The sequence below is a fragment of the Streptomyces sp. BL1 genome, from assembly GCF_057628045.1.
This window is the reverse complement of the sequence record NZ_JBXYWZ010000002.1, coordinates 2,020,147-2,042,714: the sequence shown is the minus strand read 5'-3', so window position 1 is coordinate 2,042,714 and position 22,568 is coordinate 2,020,147. Positions and strand designations below refer to the sequence as shown.

Annotated in this window: 23 protein-coding genes; 13 read left to right on the top strand and 10 right to left on the bottom strand. The window is 71.7% G+C overall.

The genetic code is table 11. The features are described from left to right. The first annotated feature begins 1 nt into the window (after position 1). The 4 genes from AC3AGO_RS09140 (at position 2) to AC3AGO_RS09125 (ending at position 5,613) form a co-directional block, all read left to right on the top strand. A complete protein-coding gene (locus tag AC3AGO_RS09140; RefSeq protein ID WP_487819645.1) occupies positions 2–610 on the top strand; it encodes a (2Fe-2S)-binding protein in 609 nt (202 codons plus the stop codon). Beyond that, complete coding sequence (locus AC3AGO_RS09135; RefSeq protein WP_487819644.1) at positions 607–1,725, top strand: FAD binding domain-containing protein; 1,119 nt, start codon at positions 607–609, stop codon at positions 1,723–1,725. Before AC3AGO_RS09140 ends, AC3AGO_RS09135 begins: the two co-directional genes overlap by 4 nt. Continuing rightward, positions 1,722–3,836, top strand: a complete 2,115-nt coding sequence (locus tag AC3AGO_RS09130) for a xanthine dehydrogenase family protein molybdopterin-binding subunit (RefSeq protein ID WP_487819643.1) — start codon at positions 1,722–1,724, stop codon at positions 3,834–3,836. Before AC3AGO_RS09135 ends, AC3AGO_RS09130 begins: the two co-directional genes overlap by 4 nt. 91 nt (positions 3,837–3,927) lie before the next feature. Next, a complete protein-coding gene (locus tag AC3AGO_RS09125) occupies positions 3,928–5,613 on the top strand; it encodes a hypothetical protein (RefSeq protein ID WP_487819642.1) in 1,686 nt (561 codons plus the stop codon). Positions 5,614–5,734: 121 nt separating this feature from the next. Here the strand turns inward: AC3AGO_RS09125 and AC3AGO_RS09120 are convergent, their stop codons facing one another. From AC3AGO_RS09120 to AC3AGO_RS09105, 4 genes are all read right to left on the bottom strand, one after another. After that, entirely contained in the window at positions 5,735–6,289 is a 555-nt protein-coding gene (locus tag AC3AGO_RS09120) for an isochorismatase family protein (protein ID WP_487819641.1), read from the bottom strand. Beyond that, on the bottom strand, positions 6,286–7,734 hold the full coding sequence (locus tag AC3AGO_RS09115; protein ID WP_487819640.1) for an MFS transporter: 1,449 nt from the start codon (positions 7,732–7,734) through the stop codon (positions 6,286–6,288). Before AC3AGO_RS09115 ends, AC3AGO_RS09120 begins: the two co-directional genes overlap by 4 nt. Beyond that, on the bottom strand, positions 7,731–8,162 hold the full coding sequence (locus AC3AGO_RS09110) for a MarR family winged helix-turn-helix transcriptional regulator (protein WP_487819639.1): 432 nt from the start codon (positions 8,160–8,162) through the stop codon (positions 7,731–7,733). Before AC3AGO_RS09110 ends, AC3AGO_RS09115 begins: the two co-directional genes overlap by 4 nt. 146 nt (positions 8,163–8,308) lie before the next feature. Further along, the gene (locus tag AC3AGO_RS09105; protein WP_487819638.1) at positions 8,309–9,988 is read right to left on the bottom strand and encodes a CocE/NonD family hydrolase; all 1,680 of its coding nucleotides are present in this window, start codon (positions 9,986–9,988) and stop codon (positions 8,309–8,311) included. Positions 9,989–10,295: 307 nt separating this feature from the next. Between AC3AGO_RS09105 and AC3AGO_RS09100 the strand changes: the two genes are divergently transcribed. Genes AC3AGO_RS09100 through AC3AGO_RS09085 form a run of 4 tightly spaced genes read left to right on the top strand, consistent with a single transcriptional unit; the run spans position 10,296 to position 14,937 of the window. Then, the gene (locus AC3AGO_RS09100; RefSeq protein ID WP_487819637.1) at positions 10,296–11,138 is read left to right on the top strand and encodes a nitrilase-related carbon-nitrogen hydrolase; all 843 of its coding nucleotides are present in this window, start codon (positions 10,296–10,298) and stop codon (positions 11,136–11,138) included. Next, on the top strand, positions 11,138–12,481 hold the full coding sequence (locus AC3AGO_RS09095) for an aspartate aminotransferase family protein (protein WP_487819636.1): 1,344 nt from the start codon (positions 11,138–11,140) through the stop codon (positions 12,479–12,481). The genes AC3AGO_RS09100 and AC3AGO_RS09095 overlap by 1 nt, the downstream gene beginning before the upstream one ends. Then, positions 12,478–13,887, top strand: a complete 1,410-nt coding sequence (gene hydA, locus AC3AGO_RS09090; RefSeq protein WP_487819635.1) for a dihydropyrimidinase — start codon at positions 12,478–12,480, stop codon at positions 13,885–13,887. Before AC3AGO_RS09095 ends, hydA begins: the two co-directional genes overlap by 4 nt. Before the next feature lie 36 nt (positions 13,888–13,923). After that, positions 13,924–14,937, top strand: coding sequence for a TIGR03842 family LLM class F420-dependent oxidoreductase (locus tag AC3AGO_RS09085; protein ID WP_487819634.1), 1,014 nt, complete (start codon positions 13,924–13,926; stop codon positions 14,935–14,937). 43 nt (positions 14,938–14,980) lie between these two features. On the opposite strand, the gene AC3AGO_RS09080 is transcribed toward AC3AGO_RS09085, so the two are convergent. After that, entirely contained in the window at positions 14,981–15,364 is a 384-nt protein-coding gene (locus AC3AGO_RS09080; protein ID WP_487819633.1) for a cupin domain-containing protein, read from the bottom strand. A gap of 70 nt (positions 15,365–15,434) precedes the next feature. Between AC3AGO_RS09080 and AC3AGO_RS09075 the strand changes: the two genes are divergently transcribed. After that, entirely contained in the window at positions 15,435–16,412 is a 978-nt protein-coding gene (locus tag AC3AGO_RS09075; RefSeq protein ID WP_487819632.1) for a helix-turn-helix domain-containing protein, read from the top strand. Positions 16,413–16,442: 30 nt separating this feature from the next. Here the strand turns inward: AC3AGO_RS09075 and AC3AGO_RS09070 are convergent, their stop codons facing one another. Next, the gene (locus tag AC3AGO_RS09070; RefSeq protein WP_487819631.1) at positions 16,443–17,627 is read right to left on the bottom strand and encodes a glutathionylspermidine synthase family protein; all 1,185 of its coding nucleotides are present in this window, start codon (positions 17,625–17,627) and stop codon (positions 16,443–16,445) included. A 13-nt stretch (positions 17,628–17,640) separates the two neighbouring features. Then, complete coding sequence (locus AC3AGO_RS09065) at positions 17,641–18,114, bottom strand: hypothetical protein (RefSeq protein WP_487819630.1); 474 nt, start codon at positions 18,112–18,114, stop codon at positions 17,641–17,643. Positions 18,115–18,926: 812 nt separating this feature from the next. On the opposite strand from AC3AGO_RS09065, the gene AC3AGO_RS09060 reads away from it, so the two are divergent. Both AC3AGO_RS09060 and AC3AGO_RS09055 read left to right on the top strand, forming a co-directional pair. Continuing rightward, on the top strand, positions 18,927–19,208 hold the full coding sequence (locus AC3AGO_RS09060) for a MerR family transcriptional regulator (protein ID WP_487824583.1): 282 nt from the start codon (positions 18,927–18,929) through the stop codon (positions 19,206–19,208). 420 nt (positions 19,209–19,628) lie between these two features. Beyond that, positions 19,629–19,832: a cold-shock protein gene (locus AC3AGO_RS09055; RefSeq protein WP_487819629.1), complete on the top strand. Its 204-nt coding sequence runs from the start codon at positions 19,629–19,631 to the stop codon at positions 19,830–19,832. Positions 19,833–19,900: 68 nt separating this feature from the next. Here AC3AGO_RS09055 and AC3AGO_RS09050 read toward each other — a convergent pair whose 3' ends face one another. From AC3AGO_RS09050 to AC3AGO_RS09040, 3 genes are all read right to left on the bottom strand, one after another. Continuing rightward, positions 19,901–20,104, bottom strand: coding sequence for a cold-shock protein (locus tag AC3AGO_RS09050; RefSeq protein ID WP_487819628.1), 204 nt, complete (start codon positions 20,102–20,104; stop codon positions 19,901–19,903). A gap of 268 nt (positions 20,105–20,372) precedes the next feature. Next, the gene (gene lplAB / locus AC3AGO_RS09045) at positions 20,373–21,437 is read right to left on the bottom strand and encodes a lipoate-protein ligase LplAB (RefSeq protein WP_487824582.1); all 1,065 of its coding nucleotides are present in this window, start codon (positions 21,435–21,437) and stop codon (positions 20,373–20,375) included. Between the two features lie 106 nt (positions 21,438–21,543). Then, positions 21,544–21,747 (bottom strand): hypothetical protein, encoded by a 204-nt coding sequence (locus AC3AGO_RS09040; RefSeq protein WP_487819627.1) that lies wholly within the window; start codon positions 21,745–21,747, stop codon positions 21,544–21,546. Between the two features lie 119 nt (positions 21,748–21,866). Here AC3AGO_RS09040 and AC3AGO_RS09035 point away from each other — a divergent pair, with 119 nt between their 5' ends. Beyond that, complete coding sequence (locus AC3AGO_RS09035) at positions 21,867–22,151, top strand: hypothetical protein (protein WP_487819626.1); 285 nt, start codon at positions 21,867–21,869, stop codon at positions 22,149–22,151. After that, entirely contained in the window at positions 22,133–22,546 is a 414-nt protein-coding gene (locus AC3AGO_RS09030) for a DNA-binding protein (RefSeq protein ID WP_487819625.1), read from the top strand. Before AC3AGO_RS09035 ends, AC3AGO_RS09030 begins: the two co-directional genes overlap by 19 nt. Positions 22,547–22,568 lie beyond the last annotated feature (22 nt).

The window sequence follows — 22,568 nt, the reverse complement described above, 5'->3', positions numbered from 1 at the left end:
CATGACGACAAACGGTGAACCGACGCTGTTCCTCACCGTCAACGGGGAGAAACAAGAACTGCCGGGTGTCGACGCCCGGACCACGCTGCTGGACCTGCTGCGCGACCATCTCGGCCTGACCGGCGCGAAGAAGGGCTGTGACCGGGGCGAGTGCGGTGCCTGCACCGTGCACGTGGACGGCCGCCGGGTGCTGTCCTGTCTCACCCTGGCACTCGCGGCCGGGGAGCGGGAGGTCACCACTGTCGAGGGTCTGGCTACCGCGAACGGCCAACTTCACCCCATGCAGCAGGCGTTCCACGACTACGACGCCTTGCAGTGCGGCTACTGCACTCCGGGCCAGCTGATGTCCGCCGTCGCCTGTGTCCGGGAGGGGCACACCCGCGACGCGGCGGAGATCCGCGAGTGGATGAGCGGCAACCTGTGCCGCTGCGCCGCCTACCCGCAGATCACCGCCGCCATCGCCGCCGTGGCGGAACAGTCCGGCGCGGATACGGGCGGTATGGATACGGGCGGAACGGCTACGGCCGGCACGGTCACGGGCGGCACGGAACAACCCGGCGCGGGCCGCACCCGTACGGACGGCGGCACAGCCAACGGAGGCCGGTCATGAAGGAGTTCGTGTATCTGCGGGCCGCCGACGAGGACGCGGCCCTCGCCGCGCTGGCCGAGCCCGGCACCCAGCTCCTCGCGGGCGGCACCGAACTGCTCAACTGGATGAAGGAGGGCATCGAGACCCCCGACCGGCTGGTCGACATCGGCGGTCTGCCGCTGGACAGCGTGGCCTACGGCCGCGCCGGACAGGTCATCGGCGCCCTCGCCCGGCTGAGCGACCTCGCGGAGAAGTTCACGGCGCCCGGGGCGCTGGGCGACGCGCTGCGCGCCGCCGCCTCCCCGCAGCTGCGCAACATGGCCACCCTCGGCGGCAACCTCCAACAGCGCACCCGCTGCCCGTACTTCCGCGCCGACCACGAGCAGCTGCCCTGCAACAAGCGCCGCCCCGGCTCCGGCTGTGGCGCGCTCCAGTCCGGAGAGACGGAGACGCACGCACTGTTCGGCTGGACCGAGGAGTGCGTCGCCACCCACCCCTCCGACATCGCCGTGGCACTCGCCGTGCTCAACGCCAGGATCACCGTCCGGGAGGCCGACGGCGGCTGGCGCCAGATACCGGCGGAGGAGTTCCACCTCACCCCGCAGGACGCACCGCCCGAACAGCACACCGCGCTGCAGCCGGGCGAGCTGATCCTGTCCGTGCTGCTCTACTTCGGTGCGGACGGCTGGAGTTCGCGCTATGTGAAGGTCCGCGAGCGCGCCTCGTACGAATTCGCCCTGGTGTCCGCCGCCGCGTCGGTGGCGCCGTCGGAGGTGCCGTCGGAGGAGGGCGTCTTCTCCGGCGTACGGATCGCGCTCGGCGGCGTCGCCCACCGGCCCTGGCGGCTGTACGCGGCCGAGGAGGCGCTCGTGGGCGTCGGCCTGTACGACACGGCGGGCCAACGCCGCGCCCTGGAGCTCTCGTTCGAGGACGCGCGGCCGCTGCCCGGCGGCCGGAACGCGTACAAGAAGGAACTCGCCCTGCGAACCGCCCTCCGGGCGCTGCGCGACGCCGCCCACCGCGGCACGGCGAACGGCGCCACGGCCGGCCGCGGCACGGAGATCCCCGACGCCGACAGCAGCACGCAGGCCCCCGCCGCCGGCGCCGGCGCCCACGAGAACGGGGAGCAGTCATGACCGCCTCACCGCCCACCGACGGCTTCCGGCGCCCCGACGGGCCGGCGAAGCTCACCGGCGCGGCCCGCTACTCCGGCGACACGCCCGCCGACGGCGCCGACCACGCCGTGCTGGTCACCGCGACCGTCGCGCACGCCCGGCTCGCCGGCATCGACACGGCGGCGGCACGGGCCGCCGCAGGTGTCCGCGCGGTGCTCACCGCGGCCGAACTCCCGCCCATGACACCGGAGTCGGCGCCCGTGCTCGGGCAGCCCCTGTTCCCGATGCACGGCGCCCTGGCCGACGAGGTGCGGTACGAGGGGCAGCCGCTGGCCGTGGTGCTCGCCGGCACGCCCGAACAGGCCCGGTACGCGGCCGGCTTGGTGCGCGTCGAGTACGCCGACGTACGGCCCGTCCTCGCCTTCGAGGCGGCGAAGGACGTGACGTCGCAGATCACCATGACCCCGCCGGACGAGGAGAAGGGCGACACAGCCGGCGGCCTCGCCGCCGCACACGTCACCGCGGGCGGTACGTACGAGACCGCCGACCGGCACCACAACCCCATGGAACCGTCCGCCACGTACGCCTCGTGGGACGACGGCAAGCTGACAGTGAACGACTCCGTGCAGTCCGTCTTCCTGACCCGGGACGCCCTCGCCGCCGCCTTCGGCATCCCGGCCGACGACGTCCGCGTCAACTGCCGCTACACGGGCGGCGGTTTCGGCTGCAAGGGGTACATCTGGCCGCACCAGATCCTCGCCGCGGCAGCCGCGAAGGTCACCGGCCGGCTCGTCAAACTCGTGCTGTCCCGCGCGCAGATGTACACCTCGTGCGGACACCAGCCCCGTACCCGGCAGACCGTCACCCTCGGCGCCGACAGGGACGGCCGTCTCACCGCGGTGCGGCACCACGCCGTCAACGCCTCCTCCCTCGACGGCGACCACTCCGAGGAGATGACGGCCGGAAGCACGTGGATGTACGCGAGCCCCGCGCTGGAGGTGCGGCGCCGCATCCGGCACGTCACGCGCGCCATGCCGACGCCGATGCGGGCCCCGCACGAGGGACCCGGCATGTTCGCGCTGGAGTCCGCGATGGACGAACTCGCCCTTGCCGCAGGCGTCGACCCCGTCGAGCTCCGGCTGCGCAACGAGCCGCAGACCGACCCCATGAGCGGGCTGCCGTTCTCCTCGCGGGAACAGCGGGCGTGCCTGCTGGAGGGTGCGGAACGGTTCGGCTGGGCCAGGCGCCCCGCCACACCCCGCAGTTGGCGGGAGGGCGACGAACTCATCGGCTGGGGCATGGCCGCCGCCACCATGGACACCTTCCGCTTCCCCTCCACGGCGCGGGTCGGCGTGGACCGCGGCGGGAACATCATGGTGCAGGCCGGTACGGAGGAGATCGGCACCGGCCAGCCCGGCATGATGGCGATCCTCGTCGCCGAGGTGCTGGGCATCCACCCCTCCGAGGTCCGGCGCCTGGACTGGGGCGATTCCACCCTGCCGACGACCTTCATGACGGCCGGCTCCAGCAAGACCATGGGCCTCGGCTCCGCGGTGCACGCCGCCGCGGTCACCCTCCAGGGGTGGCTGGCGGCGGGCGACGGGCCCGCGGAGGGCGAGGAACTCATCGCCGAGGCCACCTGGACACCGGGCACGGCGGACGCGGGCGCGTACTCGACGCACACGTACGGCGCGGTCTTCGCGGAAGTGCGGGTCGACGAACAGCTCGGCACCGTACGGATGTCCCGGTGCACCGGCGTCTACGCGGCGGGCCGCATCGTGAACCCGCTCGCCGCCCGCAGCCAGATGACCGGCGGCATCGCCTGGGGCCTCGGCCAGGCCCTGCTGGAGGACTCCCGCTTCGACGAACACTTCGGCCGCTTCGGCAGCAAGAACCTCGCCGGATACGCCGTACCGGTCAACGCGGACATCGGGGAGATCGACGTGGCCTTCGTCGACGACTTCGACGAGATCGCCAGCCCGATCGGCGCGAAGGGCATCGGCGAACTCGGCGCGGTCGGCGTCGCCCCGGCGCTCGCCAACGCCGTGCACCACGCCACCGGCGTACGGGTGCGGCAACTCCCCATCAGCGTGCGGGACCTCGTGACGAGCGGGGACGGGACCCCTCTCTGAGCGCAGCCGGCCCCTCTCTGAGCGGAGAAGGAAATGGGGGCTTAGCCCGTACGTAACACCGCCCGAAACACGGTGGTGTCCAATGCCGCCCATGGCAGAACCGTCCGTTCCGGATACCGTGACCGCGCCCCCGCCCGGGGGTGCCGTCGCCGCCTTCGCCGACGGCCTGCGCCGGCTGACGGCGCTGCTCGCGCCGCACGCCGGCTGGTACGCGGTGTTCACCGAGGGCGACCCGGACGGCATGCGGGACTGCCTCGAAGGCCGCGAGATCCCGCCGTGGGACGTGGTCGCGTCGCTGCTGCACGACGTGGCGGAGCGGCACGGGCACCGCGTGGCGGACGACGCGCAGGCGGAACTGGCGGAGAGGTACGGGCCGGCGGTCCGTGCGTACGACGAACTCTCCGGCGGGGAAGGCGCGTTGCGCGGCCGGCTGGACACCGCCCGCGGGGAACGGGACGCGGCGGCGTCCCGCGTGCACGCACTGACGGCGGCGGGCCCGGCAGGCGCCGCGGACCTGGCCTGGGCCCGCGACTACCACGCCCGTACGGCATCACGCTGCGCCGAACTCGAAGCACGGCTCCGCGCCTTCGCCCCGGGGCCGCGTGAGGCGGGTGGGGCGGTCGGCGCGGACGCCGGTGCGCGCCGTCGGGGCGGGTACGCGCTGGAGGACATTCCGTATACACAGCAACAGGGCGTGTGGCAGCCGGAGTCGGCGGGTGGAGGCGAGGTCGCCGGGTCCGCCGGGTCCGCCGGGTCTGCCGGGTTCTTCGGGGGCGAGGTCGCCGAGGCGCCGGACGGGGAGCGCGCGGGCCCTTCGCGGCAGGCGGCGGAGGCGCCGGACGGCTCCCGGTCGCAGGGGGGCGCGGAGCCCGTGGGGGAGTCCGCTCCCGGGACCTCACCCGCGCCCGCGTCCGCGGCCCGGGGCGACGAGCCGGCCGGGCACGCGCCGGCGGGGCCCGGTCCGGCGGCGGAGACCGGCGGACCGGGCGGGGGAGCGGCGGCCGGGCCCGTACAGGCGCCGCCCTCCGGGAAGAAGGCGCGGGCTGCCAAGAGGCGGACGCGCGGCCGGGGTTCACGGTTCGCGGGCGCGGAGGGCACGGACGAGGGGCCCTCCCTCGTGCCGCCCGGCATGGATGCCGCGGCTGCCGGACCGGCCCGGGGCGGGGCCCGGTTCGCCGGGGCCGTCGAGCGGGTGGAACCCGAACACCACGACCCCGGCCCCGGAGAGCTCTCCGCGGCGCGGGAACGGGCCCGCGACACCGTACGGCAGCTCGCCGCGCTGCACGCCGAGGACCGCGGCGGCGAGGCGCACGTACTCCTGTGCGCGGCCGCCGCCGGTCCCGCTCTCGAACTGGCCGCGCTCGCAGCCGAGTTGGAGCAGTCCGGGAGGGCGGCGGACGGCGCGACCCTGCTGTGGGAGGCGGCGTCGCTGCCGCCCGAAGCGCTCGCCGCCGCGGCGGACTCCCTCGCGGCGACCGGCCGCGACGCCGACTGCGCGCAGCTGCTGCGGCAGGGCGCCGCCCGCCCCGTGGACGAGACCGCCGCTGCGGCCCTCGCGCTGTACGCGGCGGGCCGGTTCACGGAGGTGACGCTCCTGCTGGCGGCGCTCGTACGGTCCCGTACTCCTGTGGAGGTCGCCCGCTGCGCGTACGCGGGCCCCGACGTCCTCGTCCCCGCGCTGCTCACCGCCTCCGGTGAGGTGTCGGACCACCACTACCGTTCCCTCGCCAACGCGCTGCGCGGCACGGGGCTTCCGGGGGTCCCGGAGGCGGGCTGAGTGCTGTGCGGGGGCCGCGTGCGGTGGCGCCCCGAAGGAGCGGCGGGGAACTGCGCGAACCCGGCCACAGCGAGGCCGCAGCCGCCCGACATCCGCACGGGCACCCGCGGCGGGGTGCTTGTCAGCCCAGCAGCTTCAGCAGCGCGTCCGTCGTGTCGCGTTCGCCGAGCCGCGGGAAGATCCGCTCGATGCTGTTCTCGTGCGCGTCGGCGTCCAGGTCGGTCATCGCGTCCGTCGCGAGGGTGACGTGGTAGCCGAGTTCGTGCGCGGCGCGGGCCGTCGACTCCACGCCGATGCTCGTGGCGATGCCGGTCAGCACGATCTGCGTGACACCGCGGCGGCGCAGCTCCAGATCGAGGGCCGTGCCATGGAAGGCGCCCCACTGCTGCTTGCTGACGAGGATGTCGCTGTCGCGGACGCCGAGTTCGGGCCGCAGCTCGGCCCAGTCGGCGGGCGGCGCCGCACCGTTGCCGCCGGCGGCCTCCGTACGTCCGGGGGCGCCGCCCGTCACGTTGACGAGCACCACCGGGAGTTCCTTCGCGCGGAACGCCTCGGCGAGCCGCGCCGAACGTTCGATGACGGGCTCGGCGGGGTGGACGGTGGGCAGCGCGGTGATGCCCTTCTGGAGGTCGACGACGACAAGTGCCGTACGGGGGTCGAGCGTGGTGGCTGTCATGACTGCGGGGCCTTCTCTTTCTGTGGTGCGGTCACCGGCGCGGCAGTGCTGTGCGCGGCGGGCCGGCGCAGCGCGCGGTCGGTGAGGGTGAGTGCGAGCAGGGCCAGGCTGAGCAGGCCCGCCGCGCCGGCGATCTGGTGCAGGCCCGCGTCGTCGGCGCGGGTCCCGTAACAGAGCGCGATGAGGCTGGAGGCGGTGATGGCCCCCAAGTACTGTGCGGTGCGCTGGAGTCCGGCCGCCGCGCCCACCCCGTCCCGCGGGGCCTGAGCGGCGACCGCGGCCTGGTTTCCCGTACCGGCCAGGCCCTGCGGCATCCCGAACAGCACCGCCGCCACGAGCAGCAGCGCGACCGGCGTGGCGTGCCCGGAGACCAGCAGCACGCCGGAACCCGCGAGGAGCAGCAGCCCCGACAGGGCGAGCGGCCCGCGGATCCCCTTCGTACGGGCACCCAGCAGCGAACACGCCGCGGCGGCAAGGGACATGGGCAGCGTGACGAGCCCCGCGTGGAACGCGGACATCCCGTGCGCGTCCTCCAGCCACTGCGCGAAGCCGTACATGACGAGGTAGATGACCAGATACGCCAGCCCGTGCCGCAGATAGGTGCGGACGAGCGGGCCGTTGCCGGCGAGCATGCGCAGATCGAGGAACGGTTCCGGGCGGCGCAACTGCCACCACACGAGGGCCGCGCCGAGTGCGGCGAACGGCGCCAGGAGCAGCCACTGCGGATGCCGGAGATCCATCAGGAACAGCATCCCGGCGGTGAGGGCCGCGGCGAACAGCAGAATCCCGAGCCCGTCGACGGAACGGCGCGGGCCGTTCCCTGGCGTCGTGCGGGAGTCCTTGGGCAGCCACAGCGCGGCGAGCAGCAGACCGGCCAGCGCCACGGGGACGTTGACGGCGAAGATGGCGCGCCAGCCGAGCGTCGCCGCGAGCGCGCCGCCGAGCACGGGGCCCACGGCGGCGCTGCCGAGCGAGGCGAGCGAGAGCCGCGCCAGCACCGTACGCGGTACGGGCGCGCCCAGTTCGGCCGCGCGACTGCGGAGCATCGTCATCGCGCACGGGTACGCGGCGGACGTGCCGATGCCCAGCAGCACCCGCGACACGATCAGCCACCCGAACGCGGGCGCCGCCGCGCCCACGACACCCGCGGCCACCACGACGACAAGACCGGCCTGGAACACCCGGCGCGCGCCGAGCAGATCGGCCAGCTTCCCCATGGTGGGCTGCGCGACGGCGCTCGCCAGATACAGCGAGGCGACGAGCCACGCGGTGTCGGCGGAGCCGACGCCGAAACCGTGCCCGATGGCGACCAATGCCGTGGCGATCATCGTGGAGTTGACCGGATTCAGCACGGCGCCGAGCAGCATCGGCGTCATGAGGCGGGCGCCGAAGGCGGGTATGTGAGGGGGTGCGCTGTCGCTCGGCGCCGTGCCGCCGCGGCTCATTCCTCGATCAGCCGCTTCATGAGCGCGGCGGCCTCGTCGAGCGTGCGCTGCTCCTCCGGCGCGAGCCGGGTGCCGATCGCCTCCGCCAGCCAGTCGTACTTCGCGCGACGCAGCTCGCTCAACGTACGGCGGCCCTCCTCGGTGAAGTCGAACACGACCTGCCGCCCGTCACTGGGATGCGCACTGCGCTCCAGCAGCCCGCGCTCCTCCAGCGCGCCGACGGTCGCCCGCATCGACTGCGGCCGCACGAGCTCCGCACGCGCGAGCGCGGCGATCGTGGTCGGCCCGCCACTGTGCACACGGTTGAGCACCGAACGCATGGAGGGCGACAGTTCGCCGACCGGCGACGCGGCCCTGAGCCGCCGCATCATCCCGCCGACGACGGTGGCGAGGTCGGTGGCGATTCGGTCCTGCTCGGCGTCGGGCATGAGTCCACGCTAAGCGAGCGACAGCCAAACTTGCAAGTTTGCCTGTCGAGTGTGGGTGCGGGGTGCGAACCCTGCGCGGGTGCGGTTCTGCGCTGTGCCCACCCTGCGCCCCTGGCGCAGACTGCCCACAGCGCAGCGCGCAGGGGCTAGTCCCTCACCGGGACGGTCAAGGTGGTGCCGGTCAGGGTGAGGGACGCGGGGCGTGGGTTGTGGTCGATGTAGAGGGGGTCCGCGCCGTCGACCACGACGGCCAGGCGGTGACCCGCCGGCACGTCGTACGCCGTCGAGAAGAGGTCGACGTTCACGCCGAACGGCGCACCCGGCGTCTTCCCGTGGAAGGTGAACGGCGCATGCGAAACCAGCTTCCCCGTACCGAGCGGCCCCACGTCGTACAGGTACGCGACCCCCGTACCGCTCTCGTTGCCGCTCGTCACCGTCGTGCGGAGGTTCGCCGTCCCCCGCACCCGCTGCTGCGACGCGTACCGCTCGCTCTGCCACACCGCCGCGCGCGAGCGCGACAGCAGCGGCACGTTGACCGACGGCGGGGTCCGGAGGAACTGGTCGAGGGTGTTGGACAGCAGCATCACGCCGCCGTTCGCGCCGGAGTCGCGCCCGTCGATGCGCTGCGTGCCGCGCAGCGGCAGCGAAGTCCGCTGCGAGGGGACGTCCTGCCAGCTGCGGTACCCCTCGTACGCGCCGGTGGAGCGGGACTTGAGCCGTACGGGCGCCTCGTGGTCGACGCCGTTCCGCTCGCCCTTGAGGTAGCGGTCGAACCACCGGTGCGCACTCGTCCACGTGTCGTTGGGCAGCCCGAGCAGTCCCGTCGCCTCCGCCGTGGCGTGGTCGCCGGGGCGGAACTCCAGCCGCTTGGGGCCCTTGAGCTTCTCGTAGAAGTCCGCGTACTGGTTCGGCGGGAAGATCGAGTCGCCCCACGCGTTGCCCAGCATGATCGCCGCGCCGTTCCGGTTGATCTTGTCGAGGTACGTCGCGGGGGAACGCTTCTTCCCCCAGGCGATCATCTCGTCCTCCTTGTCGAGCCGGGAGGAGAGGAAGTCCTTGAGCGTCTGCCGGAGTTCGTCGCTGGGCCGGCCGGTGAGCTCGCCCGCGCCGCCGAGCAGCCCGGCCGCCTGCGCGTGCTGCGTACGCCCGCTGTAGATGGAGCCGATGAGGTCCGCCCAGCCGCTGAGCGCGGCCACCGACCGGATCCGCTTGTCGTGTCCGGCGGCCAACAGGCTGATGCCCGCGCCGTACGACACGCCCGCCATGCCGACCTTCCGCGGGTCGGCGGGCGTGTGGGCCAGCGCCCAGTCGATGACCTTCGAGGCGTCCGCGACGTCCTGCGGCCCGGCCGTCTCGATCTTTCCGCCGGACCGCCAGAAGCCCCGCGAGGTGTAACTGACCACCACATAGCCGGAGTCGGCGAGCTTCTGCGCCTGCGCCAGATATTCGACCTGCGGCATGCTCCAGCTGGTCGGCAGCACGATGACGGGGAACCGCTCGCCGGGCGCGGCGCCGCGCGGGGTGACGGCGTTGCCCTTGAGGGCGATCCCGCCGGAGCCCGGGATGTCGGCGAACCGGATGCCGCCGCCGGACTGCCCGGCCGCCGCGGGAGCGGCCCCGGTGTGCCCGGCCGACGAGGCGTTCCCGGCCGACGAGACGTGCCCGCCCGGCGAGACCTGCGCGGCAGGCGCCGCGTGCACGTCCGGCGCCGCCGCCAGCGATCCCGTGGCGACGAGGCCGGCCGCCACGGCCGTGACCACGGTGCGGCGCGCGGCGCTCCTGGCCGCGGGGGAGGGGGCGGTCCGGTGCCCGGGGGAGACCGTCATGTACTGCTCCAGACGTCGTCGTCATGGGGGGTGAGCAGAGGTGCTGCGTCACGGCGGCCCCGCACACGGGAGGCGCCGGACCACTGAAGTGACCGAAGAGTAAGCAGAGTTGCTTACCTCAGGTAACCCGTCAGTAGGTTACGTACGGGTAACGACCCGTCAGGCGCCCCCGCGCCGCGGCGAATCGGGGCAGATCCCGCGACGTCCCGCAGATGGTCTTGCCACGGACGACCCGGGGTTTTACGGTCACAACCTCACGTGATCTACGCGTGTCGAAGCGGCTGACGCCCTTACGGAGGAGCCGATCATGCCCGACGTCGTGCGTGCCGCCCTGGTCCAGGCAACCTGGACGGGCGACACCGAATCCATGATCGCGAAGCATGAGGAGCACGCCCGCGCCGCCGCGGCGCAGGGTGCCCGGATCATCGGCTTCCAAGAGGTCTTCAACGCCCCGTACTTCTGCCAGGTGCAGGACCCCGAGCACTACAAGTGGGCCGAGCCGGTGCCGGACGGGCCGACCGTACGCCGGATGCAGGAGCTCGCGGCGGAGACCGGCATGGTGATCGTCGTCCCCGTCTTCGAGGTCGAGGACTCGGGCTTCTACTACAACACCGCCGCCGTCATCGACGCCGACGGCACGGTGCTCGGCGCCTACCGCAAGCACCACATCCCGCAGGTGAAGGGCTTCTGGGAGAAGTTCTACTTCCGCCCTGGCAACCTCGGCTGGCCCGTCTTCGACACCGCCGTGGGCCGCGTCGGCGTCTACATCTGCTACGACCGGCACTTCCCCGAGGGCTGGCGCGAACTCGGCCTCGCCGGCGCGCAGCTCGTCTACAACCCCTCCGCCACCTCCCGCGGTCTCTCCGCGTATCTGTGGCAGCTGGAGCAGCCCGCGGCGGCCGTCGCCAACGAGTACTTCATCGCCGCCATCAACCGCGTCGGCACCGAGGAGTACGGCGACAACGACTTCTACGGCAGCAGCTATTTCGTCGACCCGCGCGGCCAGTTCGTCGGCGAGGTCGCCAATGACAAAGAAGAAGAACTCCTCGTCCGCGACCTGGACTTCGCGCTGATCGACGAGGTCCGGCAGCAGTGGGCCTTCTACCGCGACCGACGGCCCGACGCGTACGAGGGACTGGTGCAGCCGTGATGCACGACTCCAGTGGCGAGCTCTACGACCGGCACCGCGCCGTCCTGCCCGACTGGCTCGCCCTCAACTACGGGCGGCCCATCGAACTCACCCACGGCGAGGGCCGGTACGTCTGGGACGGCGACGGCAACCGCTACCTGGACTTCTTCGGCGGCATCCTCACCACCATGACCGCGCACGCGCTGCCCGAGGTCACCAAGGCCGTCAGCGAACAGGCCGGACGCGTCCTGCACACGTCCACGCTCTACCTCAACCGGCCCATGGTGGAGCTCGCCGAGCGGATCGCCGCGCTCTCCGGAATCCCGGACGCGCGCGTCTTCTTCACCACCTCAGGCACCGAGGCCAACGACACCGCGCTGCTGCTCGCCACCGCGTACCGCCAGTCCAATCAGATCCTGGCGATGCGGAACAGCTACCACGGCCGGTCGTTCTCGGCGATCGGCATCACCGGCAACCGCTCCTGGTCGCCGACGAGTCTCTCGCCGCTGCAGACCCTCTACGTGCACGGCTCCGTCCGTACCCGCGGCCCGTACGCGCACCTCGACGACGAGTCCTTCATCGCGGCCTGCGTCGACGACCTGGAGGACGTGCTCGGGCAGACCGGCGGCAACGTCGCCGCGCTGATCGCCGAACCGGTGCAGGGCGTCGGCGGGTTCACCTCCCCGCCTGACGGACTGTTCGGCGCGTTCCGCGAAGTGCTCCAGCGGCACGGCATCCTGTGGATCAGCGACGAGGTGCAGACCGGCTGGGGCAGGACCGGCGACCACTTCTGGGGCTGGCAGGCGCACGGCCGGGCCGGGCCGCCCGACATCCTCACCTTCGCCAAGGGCATCGGCAACGGCATGTCCATCGGCGGCGTCGTCGCCCGCGCCGACGTCATGAACTGCCTCGGCGCCAACTCCCTCTCCACCTTCGGCGGCAGCCCGGTCACCATGGCGGCGGGCAACGCCAACCTCGGCTATCTGCTGGAACACGACCTGCAGGGCAACGCGCGCCGCGTCGGCGGACTGCTGCTGGAACGGCTGCGGGCCGCGGCTGCACCCCTCGGCGTGGTCCGCGAAGTCCGCGGCCGCGGACTGATGGCCGGCATCGAACTGGTGCTGCCCGGCACCGGAACGCCCTCGCCGGAAGCCGCCTCGTACGTCCTCGAAGCCGCGCGCGAGGGCGGGCTCCTCGTCGGCAAGGGCGGCGGCCACGCCACCGCCAGCGTGCTGCGCATCGCCCCGCCGATGACGCTGACCGTGGCGGAGGCGGAGGAGGGCGCGGCCATCCTGGAGCGGGCGCTGCGCGCGGCCGACGACAGGCTCGGAGACAGCAGGCTCGGCAAGAGGGGGGCACAGTGACCCGCACCCGTACGGTCGTCCGCGGCGGTCTCGTCATCACCGCGGCCGACGAACTGCACGCCGACGTCCTCGTCGAGGACGGCCGCGTCGCCGCGCTCGCCGCACACGGCAGCGACGCGGCGCGGGCCTGGGGCGACGACGCCCAAGTCCTCGACGCCACCGGCAAGTACGTGCTGCCGGGCGGTGTCGACGCACACACCCACATGGACTTCCCGTTCGGCGGGACGTTCTCCTCCGACGACTTCGCGAGCGGCACGCGTGCGGCGGCCTGGGGCGGCACCACCACCATCGTCGACTTCGCCGTGCAGACGAAGGGCCACCCGCTGCGCGAGGGGCTCGACCACTGGCACGCGAAGGCCGACCAGCAGTGCGCCGTCGACTACGCGTTCCACATGATCCTCTCCGATGTGAACCAGGGGACGCTGAAGGAGATGGACCTCCTCGTCGAGGAGGGCATCACGTCGTTCAAGCTGTTCATGGCCTATCCGGGCGTCTTCTACAGCGACGACGGGCAGATCCTGCGCGCCATGCAGCGCTCCGCGGACAACGGCGGACTGATCATGATGCACGCGGAGAACGGCATCGCCATCGACGTCCTCGTCGAACAGGCCCTCCAGTCGGGACGGACCGATCCGCGGTATCACGGCGAGGTCCGCAAGGTGCTCCTGGAGGCCGAAGCGACGCACCGCGCCATCCAGTTGGCGCGCGTCGCCGGAGCGCCGCTGTACGTGGTGCACGTGTCGGCGGAGGAAGCCGTGACCGAGCTGTCGCAGGCGCGCCGCGCGGGGCATCCGGTCTTCGGCGAGACGTGCCCGCAGTATCTGTTCCTCTCCACGGACAATCTGGCCGAGCCGGACTTCGGCGGCGCCAAGTACGTGTGCTCCACGCCGCTGCGGCCCCGCGAACACCAGGCCGCGCTGTGGCGCGGGCTGCGCACCGGCGACCTCCAGGTGGTCTCCACCGACCACTGCCCGTTCTGCTTCTCGGGCCAGAAGGAGCTCGGCCGCGGCGACTTCTCGAAGATCCCGAACGGGATGCCGGGCGTCGAGCACCGTATGGACCTGCTCCACCAGGGCGTCGTGGAGGGCCACTTGACGCGCCGCCGCTGGATCGACCTGGCCTGCGCCACGCCGGCCCGGATGTTCGGCCTGTACCCGAAGAAGGGCACCCTCGCGCCGGGCGCGGACGCCGACATCGTGCTCTACGACCCGCACGCCGAACAGACCCTCTCCGCCGAGACGCACCACATGAACGTCGACTACTCGGCGTACGAGGGCAAACGCGTCACCGGACGCGTCGAGACGGTGCTCTCGCGCGGTGAGACCGTCATCGACCGGCGGGAGTTCACCGGACGTGCGGGCCACGGCCAGTACGTACCGCGCGGCACCTGTCAACTGCTGGGCTAGCGACGCCCGTCCGGGCGCATACCACTGGGGAGCACCGTGGATTTCGGACTCGTCCTGCAGACCGACCCGCCCGGCGCGCGGACCGTCGGCCTGATGCGCCGCGCCGAGCGGAACGGCTTCCGCCACGGCTGGACCTTCGACTCGGCCGTGCTGTGGGAGGAGCCGTACGTCATCCACAGCCGCATCCTCGACAACACCACCAAGCTCACCGTCGGCCCCATGGTGACCAATCCGGGCACCCGCGCCTGGGAGGTCACCGCCTCCACCTTCGCCACGCTCAACGAGATGTACGGCAACCGCACCATCTGCGGCATCGGCCGCGGCGACTCCGCGATGCGCGTCGCCGGCCGCAAGCCCAACACCCTCGCCGTACTGAGCGACGCGATGCGCGTCATCCGGGACCTCGCCGAGGGCCGCGAGACGGACGTCGACGGCACGCCGCTGCGCCTCGCGTGGGTACGGGACGGCCGGCTGCCCGTGTGGATGGCCGCGTACGGGCCGAAGGCCCTGGCCCTCGCGGGACGCGAAGCGGACGGCTTCATCCTCCAGTTGGCCGACCCGTACCTGACGGGCTGGATGGTCACGGCGGTACGCGAGGCGGCCGCGTCGGCGGGCCGCGACCCCTCCGACGTCACCATCTGCGTCGCCGCGCCCGCGTACGTCAGCGACGGCACCCCGCAGGGGCTGGAGCACGCCAGGGAACAGTGCCGTTGGTTCGGCGGCATGGTCGGCAACCACGTCGCCGACCTCGTCACCCGCTACGGGGAGCGCTCCGACGCGGTGCCGTCCGAACTCACCTCGTACATCAAGTCCCGGAACGGCTACGACTACGCGCACCACGGCCGCGCCGGCAACCCGGACACGGCCTTCGTCCCCGACACGATCGTCGACCGCTTCTGCCTGCTCGGCCCGCCCGAGACCCACATCGACCGCCTCCGCGAACTCCGCGCCCTGGGCGTCGACCAGTTCGCCGTCTACGCCATGCACGACGCCATCGAACCCACCATCGACGCCTACGGCACAGACATCATCCCGGCCCTGCAGAACTGACCCCCAGGCAGGGCCGGCCGAAGCGGTGTCTCCCGAAGCGGCGTCAGCCCTCCGGGTAGAAGAGGAAGAGGGTGCAGCCTGTGGTGGTCTGGGGGATGTGCCAGGAGCCGGCGGGGGCGTGGAGGAACGTGCCCGCGGGGTGGTCGTGTTCGCCGTCGTTGAAGGTGCCGGACACCACGTACACCTCTTCCGGGCCCGGCTCGTGCACGTCGATGCCCTGCCACCGGCTGCCCGGGTCCATCTCCAGTACGTGGGCCGTCGCGCCGGAATCGCCGCCCCGCCACAGGGGGCGCAGGCGGATGCCGGGGAAGAGTTCACGGACCGGGGCCTCGCCGGTGCGGGCCCACTCGTAGCCGGGGCCGTTCGGGCCGCGCTCGGGGCTGTGCTCCTCAGTGCTCTGCTGTCCGGTGCTCTGCTGTGTGGTCATGCGACCAGCCTGGTCGCGGAGGCGACGCCGCCCCAGTGTCAGGAAAGACGCGATGCGGTACTTTTCTGCCATGGATGCCGCCGAGGCCATGGACGCCGCTCCGCACCGCGTCACCGCCGTGGTGAACTCGCCGCAGTCGCCCTTCGAACTGGCCTGTGCCACCGAGGTGTTCGGCCTCCGGCGGCCCGGCGTCGCGCCGCGCTACTCGTTCGGCGTGTGCGCGGTGGAGCCCGGAGCCGTCGCCACGCTCGGCGGCTACGACATGCTCGTACGGCAGGGGCTCGAAGCCCTGGAGGAAGCGGACACCGTCCTCGTCCCCGGCTGGACACCGGGCGACGTCCCGCCGGAGCTGGCCGACGCGCTGCGCGCCGCCCACGCGCGGGGTGCGCGGGTCATCAGCATCTGCTCCGGAGCGTTCGTCCTCGCCGCGAGCGGGCTGCTCGACGGCCGGAGCGCCACCACGCACTGGCGGCTGACAGGCGAACTGGCGCGCCGCTTCCCGGCGGTCACGGTCGACGCCGACGTGCTGTACATCGACCACGGCGACGTCGCCACCAGCGCCGGAGCGGGCGCCGGCATCGACTTGTGCCTGCACCTCGTACGGGAGGACCACGGCGCCGCGTACGCCGGCCGGGTCGCCCGGCACATGGTGATGCCGCCGCACCGGGAGGGCGGCCAGCTCCAGTACGCGGCGCCCGCGGAGTCCCCGGTACGGGAGGCCGACTCGCTCGCGCCGCTGCTGGAGTGGGTGGGCGAGCGGCTGGGCGAGCCGGTCGGCGTGGAGGAGATGGCGGCGCGCGAGGGTGTCTCGCCGCGCACCCTCGCCCGCCGGTTCACCGAACAGCTCGGCACCAGCCCGGGCCAGTGGCTCCTCGCGCAACGGCTGTCCGCCGCGCGGGAGTTGCTGGAGAACACCGACCTCCCCGTGGAGGCCGTCGCCACCCGCGCCGGACTGTCCTCCGCGACCAACCTCCGCCGCCGCTTCCAGGGCGCGCTGCACACGACCCCGGCCGCCTACCGCCGCGCGTTCCGCAGACGGCCGTCCTAGAAGCCCGAACGGCCGTACAGCGGACCGCGGTTACAGGATCACGTGCGGCAGGAAGCGGGCGTACTCGTCCGTGACGGGGCCCGCCGACTCGCGGATGCCGAGGCCGGCCGCCTCGTCGTCGACGACCCACGCGCCGAGCACCGTACGGTTCCCGTCGAAGTCCGGGAGCGGGTTCAGCGCCTGGTAGCAGCACTGTTCGGCCCGTACGAACGGCTCCGTGCCCGGCTCGTGGAGCGTCACGCCCGCGCCCTCCCGGCCCAGCAGCGGCTTCGCCGCCCAGCCCGTCGTACGCGACAGGTCACGCGGCCCGTCGAGATGGGCCGGCAGCAGGTTCGGGTGCTCCGGGTACAGCTCCCACAGGACGGCCAGCAGCGCCTTGTTGGAGAGCAGCATCTTCCAGGCCGGTTCGATCCACAGCGTGCTGCCCGTCCCGCCGCCGTTGTCCAGCGTGTCCAGGACGTGCCCGCCGAACGTGTCGGTCGCCAGCCACTCCCACGGATACAGCTTGAAGCAGGCCCGGACGAACTTGAGCCGCTGGTCGACGAAGCGGCCCGACAGCCGGTCCCAGCCGATCTCCTCGACGGGGATGGACACCGTCTCCAACCCGGCCTGCTCGGCGGTCTCCTGGAGGTAGGCGACCGTCATCAGGTCCTCGCCGAGCTCGTCGCCCGCCGAGTGCGCGAAGTGCAGCGGCGCGCCCGGCGGCAGCAGCGCCGCGTGCTTCTTCCACGCGTCGACCAGCCGCTCGTGCAGCGAGTTCCACTGGTCGGCGCCGGGAAAGCGCTCCTCCATCCAGAACCACTGCGGGGAGGCGGCCTCCACCAGCGACGTCGGCGTGTCCGCGTTGTACTCCAGCAGCTTCGCGGGACCCGTACCGTCGTAGCTCAGGTCGAACCGGCCGTACAGGGAGGGGAGTTCGTCCCGCCGCCGCCATGCCTCGCTGATCCGCGCGACGAGCGCCGGATCGGTGATGCCCAGGTCGGCGAACCGGTCCCGTTCCACGATGTGCGCGGCCGCCTCCAGGCACATGCCGTGCAGTTCCTCGACGACCTCCTCCAGCGCCTCCACCTCGGGAAGGCCGAACGAGTAGTACGCGCTCTCGTCCCAGTAGGGCCGCAGCGAGTCGTCGGGGAAGCGGGTGAGCGGGTAGATGCAGCCCTGCTCCTCGACGGTCTGCTGCCAGCCGGGGCGGGGTTCGATGGTGTGACGTTCCACGGTGCGCCGGGCCTCAGCCGCCGGACGTGCCGGACGAGTCCGAATCGTCGTCGTCGCAGCCGAAGCCGCCGCGCTCGACGGCGAGATTCCTGTCGAACGTGCCGTCGTGGGCGCGGCGTCCGTCCGTCTCCCCGTCGTAGTACCAGCGCGGTTCGGTGCTGCGCGCCGCGGTCCGCGCCGCCGTGGACGCGCCGGACGCGTGCGTGGCGGTGGAGGCGTGCACGGCCGTGGACGCCTGCGCCGCCGAGGACGCGGGCTTCGCCGCTGCGCCCGCCCGGTTGCCCGCCGCGCCGCTCTCGCACTGGCTCGCGCTGAGCGTCTTGTAGCCGCGTACGGCGTCGTAACTGTCCTTGTCCACGCACCGCTTGTCGGGCTCCGAGGCGCATCCGGACAGCGCTGCCGCGAGCGCTCCCATGCTGCCGAGTACGACGGTGCTGGACCGCAACTTCCGTGTCTTGCGGCCCTGTTGGCGTTCGGTCTGCGTCATGCCGACGTGACTCCCCCGTGTGGCAGTTCCCTTGATCGCGCGCCAGCCTAGTGGCTGCGGTGGCATGCCCGCGACGAGTGCTGGATCACAGTCAGGGCGTGCGCGCTGCCGGGCTCGGTGAGGGGCCGGCCAAGACCGCCGTACTGCCGCGCCGTCGCCCTGGAGAGCCCGGCGGTCCCGGAGTACAGCGGCAGCGGCTGGCGCAGGCTTCCGTCATATGGAGGGATGAGACTCACGGATATCCACCCTGGAGAAAACCTGTGATCGCGGGAGTAGACATGCGCGGGTGCCGGGGGTAGTGTCTTACTCGTACTCGCAGAGATCAGAAGGGCGGGGCAGCGGACGGATCTGCCCCGCATGCAGGTCAAGGAAGTTGTGGACCGGCGGTCGAGTGGTGTGGCCGGATGGTGAGGGCTCCACCGCTGGCCGCCGGGCCGGGCGACCCCAGGGGTCGCATGCAGTTCCGCAGTATCGAGCAGTGCAGAAGAGATCAGTAGAGAAGAAGAAGGAGGAGGAGAGAAGCGCCATCAGGATCGCCCGGGCAGGCACAACCGCCCGGGTACCGCAGGCCCCGGATTGGAAGGTGGTCCCCGGTCACGCAGCTGCGATCCCCGTACCCGTCCTCCCGGACGGCGGTGCGGACTAGGAACCCGGTGCATATAGCCGGTAGATGGTGTTGATCCCCTCGGGGCCCTGGTGCCGTACGGCGCCAGGGCCCCTCGACGCGCGTTACCCGAGAGGTGCCAGTGGCCGCAGAAAACCGCACGACCCCGTCGAGCAATCTCGACGACGACGATTACCCCGCCTTCACCATGGGGCGGGCCGCCGAGATGCTCGGCACCACGCCCGCTTTTCTGCGGGCCATCGGCGAGGCGAAGCTGATCGTGCCGCTGCGCTCGGAGGGCGGCCACCGCCGCTACTCGCGCTACCAGCTGAGGCTCGCCACCCGGGCCCGTGAACTGGTCGACCAGGGCACCTCCGTGGAGGCGGCCTGCCGCATCATCATCCTGGAAGACCAGCTCGAAGAGGCCCAGCGCATCAACGAACAGCTCCGCAACCCGGAAGCATCCTCGGACTCGAAGACCGACGCCTGACGACATCCGGCCCACCCCCTGCGATGAACCGGCGCCTGAACGCCGCCTTGTCCGCGGGGGGCCCACGGAGACGGAACCGGAGCGAGGGCCCCACCCCGTTCGGCGTCGCCGCTCGAAGCCGGCCGGCGAATTTCGACAGCCGCCCGGACATGGAACTCTCTTTTCGCCGTTACAGAAACACGAGTAATGCGCGGGGAGAAGTCCTGACCTCGCGAATCCGAAACGGAGAAACGTCGCACACGCCGGAAGACCCGTGTTACGGTTTCGTCAGTTGCGGTTGTGGTTCCCCAAACTCCAAGGCACTCCTCCAGGGCACCTGGAAAGAGTCTTGTGTATTCGGTTCTCCGTAGGGTTATCATCGCGGCAGCTCCGGTTCCCGCACAGTGCAGGTTCCGGGTACCGCCTTGAAGGAGATTTATTTTGGCTACTGGCACCGTGAAGTGGTTCAACGCGGAAAAGGGCTTCGGCTTCATCGAGCAGGAGGGTGGCGGCGCTGACGTGTTCGCCCACTACTCGAACATCAACGCCACCGGCTTCCGCGAACTGCTCGAAGGCCAGACAGTGAACTTTGATGTCACGCAGGGCCAGAAGGGCCTGCAGGCGGAGAACATCGTCACCGCCTGACGCTGACACGTACAACGAGCTGGGGCCGCACGCACTCGCGTGCGGCCCCAGCTCGTTGCGTCATGTCGTCAGACAGGAACGATGTTCTCGGCCAGGGGGCCCTTCGGGTACAGCACGATGTCGAAGGTGACTTTCTGGCCGTCGAGCAGCTCGACGAAGCCCTGGGCGGCGATGTTCGAGAAGTGGGCGAACACATCGGCGCCGCCGCCGTCCTGCTCGATGAACCCGAATCCCCTCGCTGCGTTGAACCACTTCACAGTGCCGGACGCCATGTCATCTCCTTCGGGTCAGCACGCCGGAATCGCAATTCACGGATACCGGGTTGCGGTCGTGGCGTACCGCCCGGACGTAATGGCTGAAGACAGAGCCCGCTTTCCGGTGGCTGAAGAGCCCACGAAAGCCTGGAAGTCCGGAACCACGACTGCAACTGAGGCCGACGCTAGCATGCGGTATCGGCCTTTCCGAAGCGGAGAATTTATCGATCCCGCTGTTTGCCGCTCGTGGCACCCAACTCTGAGGCCGTGGTGCCCACGACTGCGATCACGGCACGCGCGCGGTCCACTCCGGGTTGCCGAACTTCGTGCGGACGAGTTCCTCGGCCCGGGCCAGTTCGTGGTCGGTCACCCGGCCCGTGGTGAGGCCGTACCGCTTGCGGAAGGAGCCGATCATGCGGTCGATGACCTCCTCGCGCGGCAGGCCGGTCTGGCGGCGCAGCGGGTCGACGCGCTTCTTGGCGGACTTGGTGCCCTTGTCGGAGAGCTTCTCCTTGCCGATGCGCAGGACGTCCGTCAGCTTGTCCGCGTCCACGTCGTAGGACATCGTCACGTGGTGCAGCACTGCGCCGGGGCCGTGGTCGGGCCCCACCACGCGCTTCTGTGCCGCGCCCGCGATCTTGCCGACCTCGGTGGCGATGTCGTTGAGCGGCTGGTACCAGGCCTTGATGTTCATGTCCCCGAGCGCTTCGAGGACCCAGTCGTCGAGGTAGGCGTAGCTGTCCGCGAAGGAGAGTCCGGACACGAGCGACTGGGGCACGGCGAGGGAGTAGGTGATGGCGCTCTTCGGCTCGGCGAACATGGCGCCGCCGCCGGAGATGCGGCGCACGACGTCCACGCCGTGCCGCTCGGTGCCGGCGAGATCGACCTCGTTGCGGAGCGACTGGAAACTGCCGATGATCACGGCGGGGGAGTCCCACTCCCACACGCGGAGCGTCGGAGGGCGGTTCCCCGCGGCGACCTCGGCGGCGATCACCTCGTCGAGGGCCATGTGCAGGGCGGGAGGCTGCGGGGTGTCGTGGATGAGCTGCCAGTCGTAGTCGCCCCACTCGGTGGCCTGCGCGAGGGCCCGCCGTACAGCGGTGGCGACGCCTTCGGAGGTCAGGCCGAGCATCACGGTGGATTCGGGAAGCGCCGCGTCGATACGTGCTGCCAGGCCGGCCGCGTCCGTATTCGCGGGCGCGCCTTCGAGGGCCGCGTCGATGGCGAGGATGGCGTCGTCGGGTTCGAGGAAGAAGTCCCCCGCCACGCGCACGTCGTGCAGCGCGCCCCCTTCGACGTCGAGGTCCACGACAACGAGCTTGCCCCCGGGAACCTTGTACTCACCGTGCACGCCTGCCTCCAGCTCCGACCCGGTCACGTCCGTGATCAGTGACAACGCCGGCGGCGGGCGGTTTCATCCCCAGGGCCGGCGGCGGCCGCCGACGCCCCGCGGGCGGTCAGCGCCAGGTGTCGGGGCCGCCCTCGCACCATTCGATGAGCGTCTCGTCGTGCAGATCGATCGTGGCCACGTCGAGCCCGACCCTGCGCAGGAACTCGATGACGTCGACCATGCCGTACGCGTGGCCGAGCGTGTTGCCGTGGGAGGTGACCCGCCGGCCGCCGTCGGGCCCGGGCGGGTGCACCACGATCGATGCCGTCATGCTCCCCAGCCTGCGCCCGAGCCCCACCCGACGCATCCGCCCCGAGTACCGCGCTCCGGCCTTCGGCTCCTCCTCCGGAGGGGGTAACGGGTTTCCCACTCCTTTGATAAAAAGAGTGCATGGCGGAGACGGAGTACGGCATCGGTGAGGGCCCGGCGGTCCGGGTCAGCCTGTCGTTGCCCGAGGGCACGGCCCAGGCGATAAGAGGGCGCGCGGGCAAGCGGGAGTTCTCCGCGTTCATCACGGCCGCTGTCGAGCGGGAGCTGCGCGGCCAGGCGCTCGACGAGTATCTGGCCGACTACGAACGCCGTGAGGGGCCGATTCCGGACGCCGACCGGGAGCGGGCACGCACGGCTTTCGACGAGGCGCTCGGAGGGGAAGCCGAGTGGCCCGCCGCAAGTTGAGCCACGAGGGGACGCTCGTCCTCGACTGTGCGGGTCTCTCAGGGCTGATCGGAGACGAAAAGCCTGTGGTGGCACTGGTTGCGGAGGCCCGGGCCCGCGGTATGGAAGTCATGTACTGCGCCATGACGCTGATCGAGGCGGTTCACGCCCGTACGGACCGAGCGCGCCTGAACTGGCTGCTGTCGACGCTCCGTTCGGAGCCCGTCACGGACGAGAACGCCAGAGCGGCCTCCGCCCTCCTCGCGGACACGGGGCTGCACGGCCACAAGTACGCGATCGAGGCCGCCGTCGCAGAGGTCGCTCTGCGGCAGCGGCGGCCCGTTGTCATGCTGACGTCCGACATCGACGACATGACGAAGCTGTGCGGCGACCGGGTCCGGCTCGTCGCCGTCTGAGCGCCCTTCACGTGTGTGCGGG

Bases quoted from the DNA above. Each gene is read 5' to 3' on its own strand.
- AC3AGO_RS09140 (WP_487819645.1), top strand. From the start codon at position 2: ATGACGACAAACGGTGAACCGACGCTGTTCCTCACCGTCAACGGGGAG.
- AC3AGO_RS09135 (WP_487819644.1), top strand. From the start codon at position 607: ATGAAGGAGTTCGTGTATCTGCGGGCCGCCGACGAGGACGCGGCCCTC.
- AC3AGO_RS09130 (WP_487819643.1), top strand. From the start codon at position 1,722: ATGACCGCCTCACCGCCCACCGACGGCTTCCGGCGCCCCGACGGGCCG.
- AC3AGO_RS09125 (WP_487819642.1), top strand. From the start codon at position 3,928: ATGGCAGAACCGTCCGTTCCGGATACCGTGACCGCGCCCCCGCCCGGG.
- AC3AGO_RS09120 (WP_487819641.1), bottom strand. From the start codon at position 6,289: ATGACAGCCACCACGCTCGACCCCCGTACGGCACTTGTCGTCGTCGAC.
- AC3AGO_RS09115 (WP_487819640.1), bottom strand. From the start codon at position 7,734: ATGAGCCGCGGCGGCACGGCGCCGAGCGACAGCGCACCCCCTCACATA.
- AC3AGO_RS09110 (WP_487819639.1), bottom strand. From the start codon at position 8,162: ATGCCCGACGCCGAGCAGGACCGAATCGCCACCGACCTCGCCACCGTC.
- AC3AGO_RS09105 (WP_487819638.1), bottom strand. From the start codon at position 9,988: ATGACGGTCTCCCCCGGGCACCGGACCGCCCCCTCCCCCGCGGCCAGG.
- AC3AGO_RS09100 (WP_487819637.1), top strand. From the start codon at position 10,296: ATGCCCGACGTCGTGCGTGCCGCCCTGGTCCAGGCAACCTGGACGGGC.
- AC3AGO_RS09095 (WP_487819636.1), top strand. From the start codon at position 11,138: ATGCACGACTCCAGTGGCGAGCTCTACGACCGGCACCGCGCCGTCCTG.
- AC3AGO_RS09080 (WP_487819633.1), bottom strand. From the start codon at position 15,364: ATGACCACACAGCAGAGCACCGGACAGCAGAGCACTGAGGAGCACAGC.
- AC3AGO_RS09075 (WP_487819632.1), top strand. From the start codon at position 15,435: ATGGATGCCGCCGAGGCCATGGACGCCGCTCCGCACCGCGTCACCGCC.
- AC3AGO_RS09065 (WP_487819630.1), bottom strand. From the start codon at position 18,114: ATGACGCAGACCGAACGCCAACAGGGCCGCAAGACACGGAAGTTGCGG.
- AC3AGO_RS09060 (WP_487824583.1), top strand. From the start codon at position 18,927: ATGGGGCGGGCCGCCGAGATGCTCGGCACCACGCCCGCTTTTCTGCGG.
- AC3AGO_RS09050 (WP_487819628.1), bottom strand. From the start codon at position 20,104: ATGGCGTCCGGCACTGTGAAGTGGTTCAACGCAGCGAGGGGATTCGGG.
- AC3AGO_RS09040 (WP_487819627.1), bottom strand. From the start codon at position 21,747: ATGACGGCATCGATCGTGGTGCACCCGCCCGGGCCCGACGGCGGCCGG.
- AC3AGO_RS09035 (WP_487819626.1), top strand. From the start codon at position 21,867: ATGGCGGAGACGGAGTACGGCATCGGTGAGGGCCCGGCGGTCCGGGTC.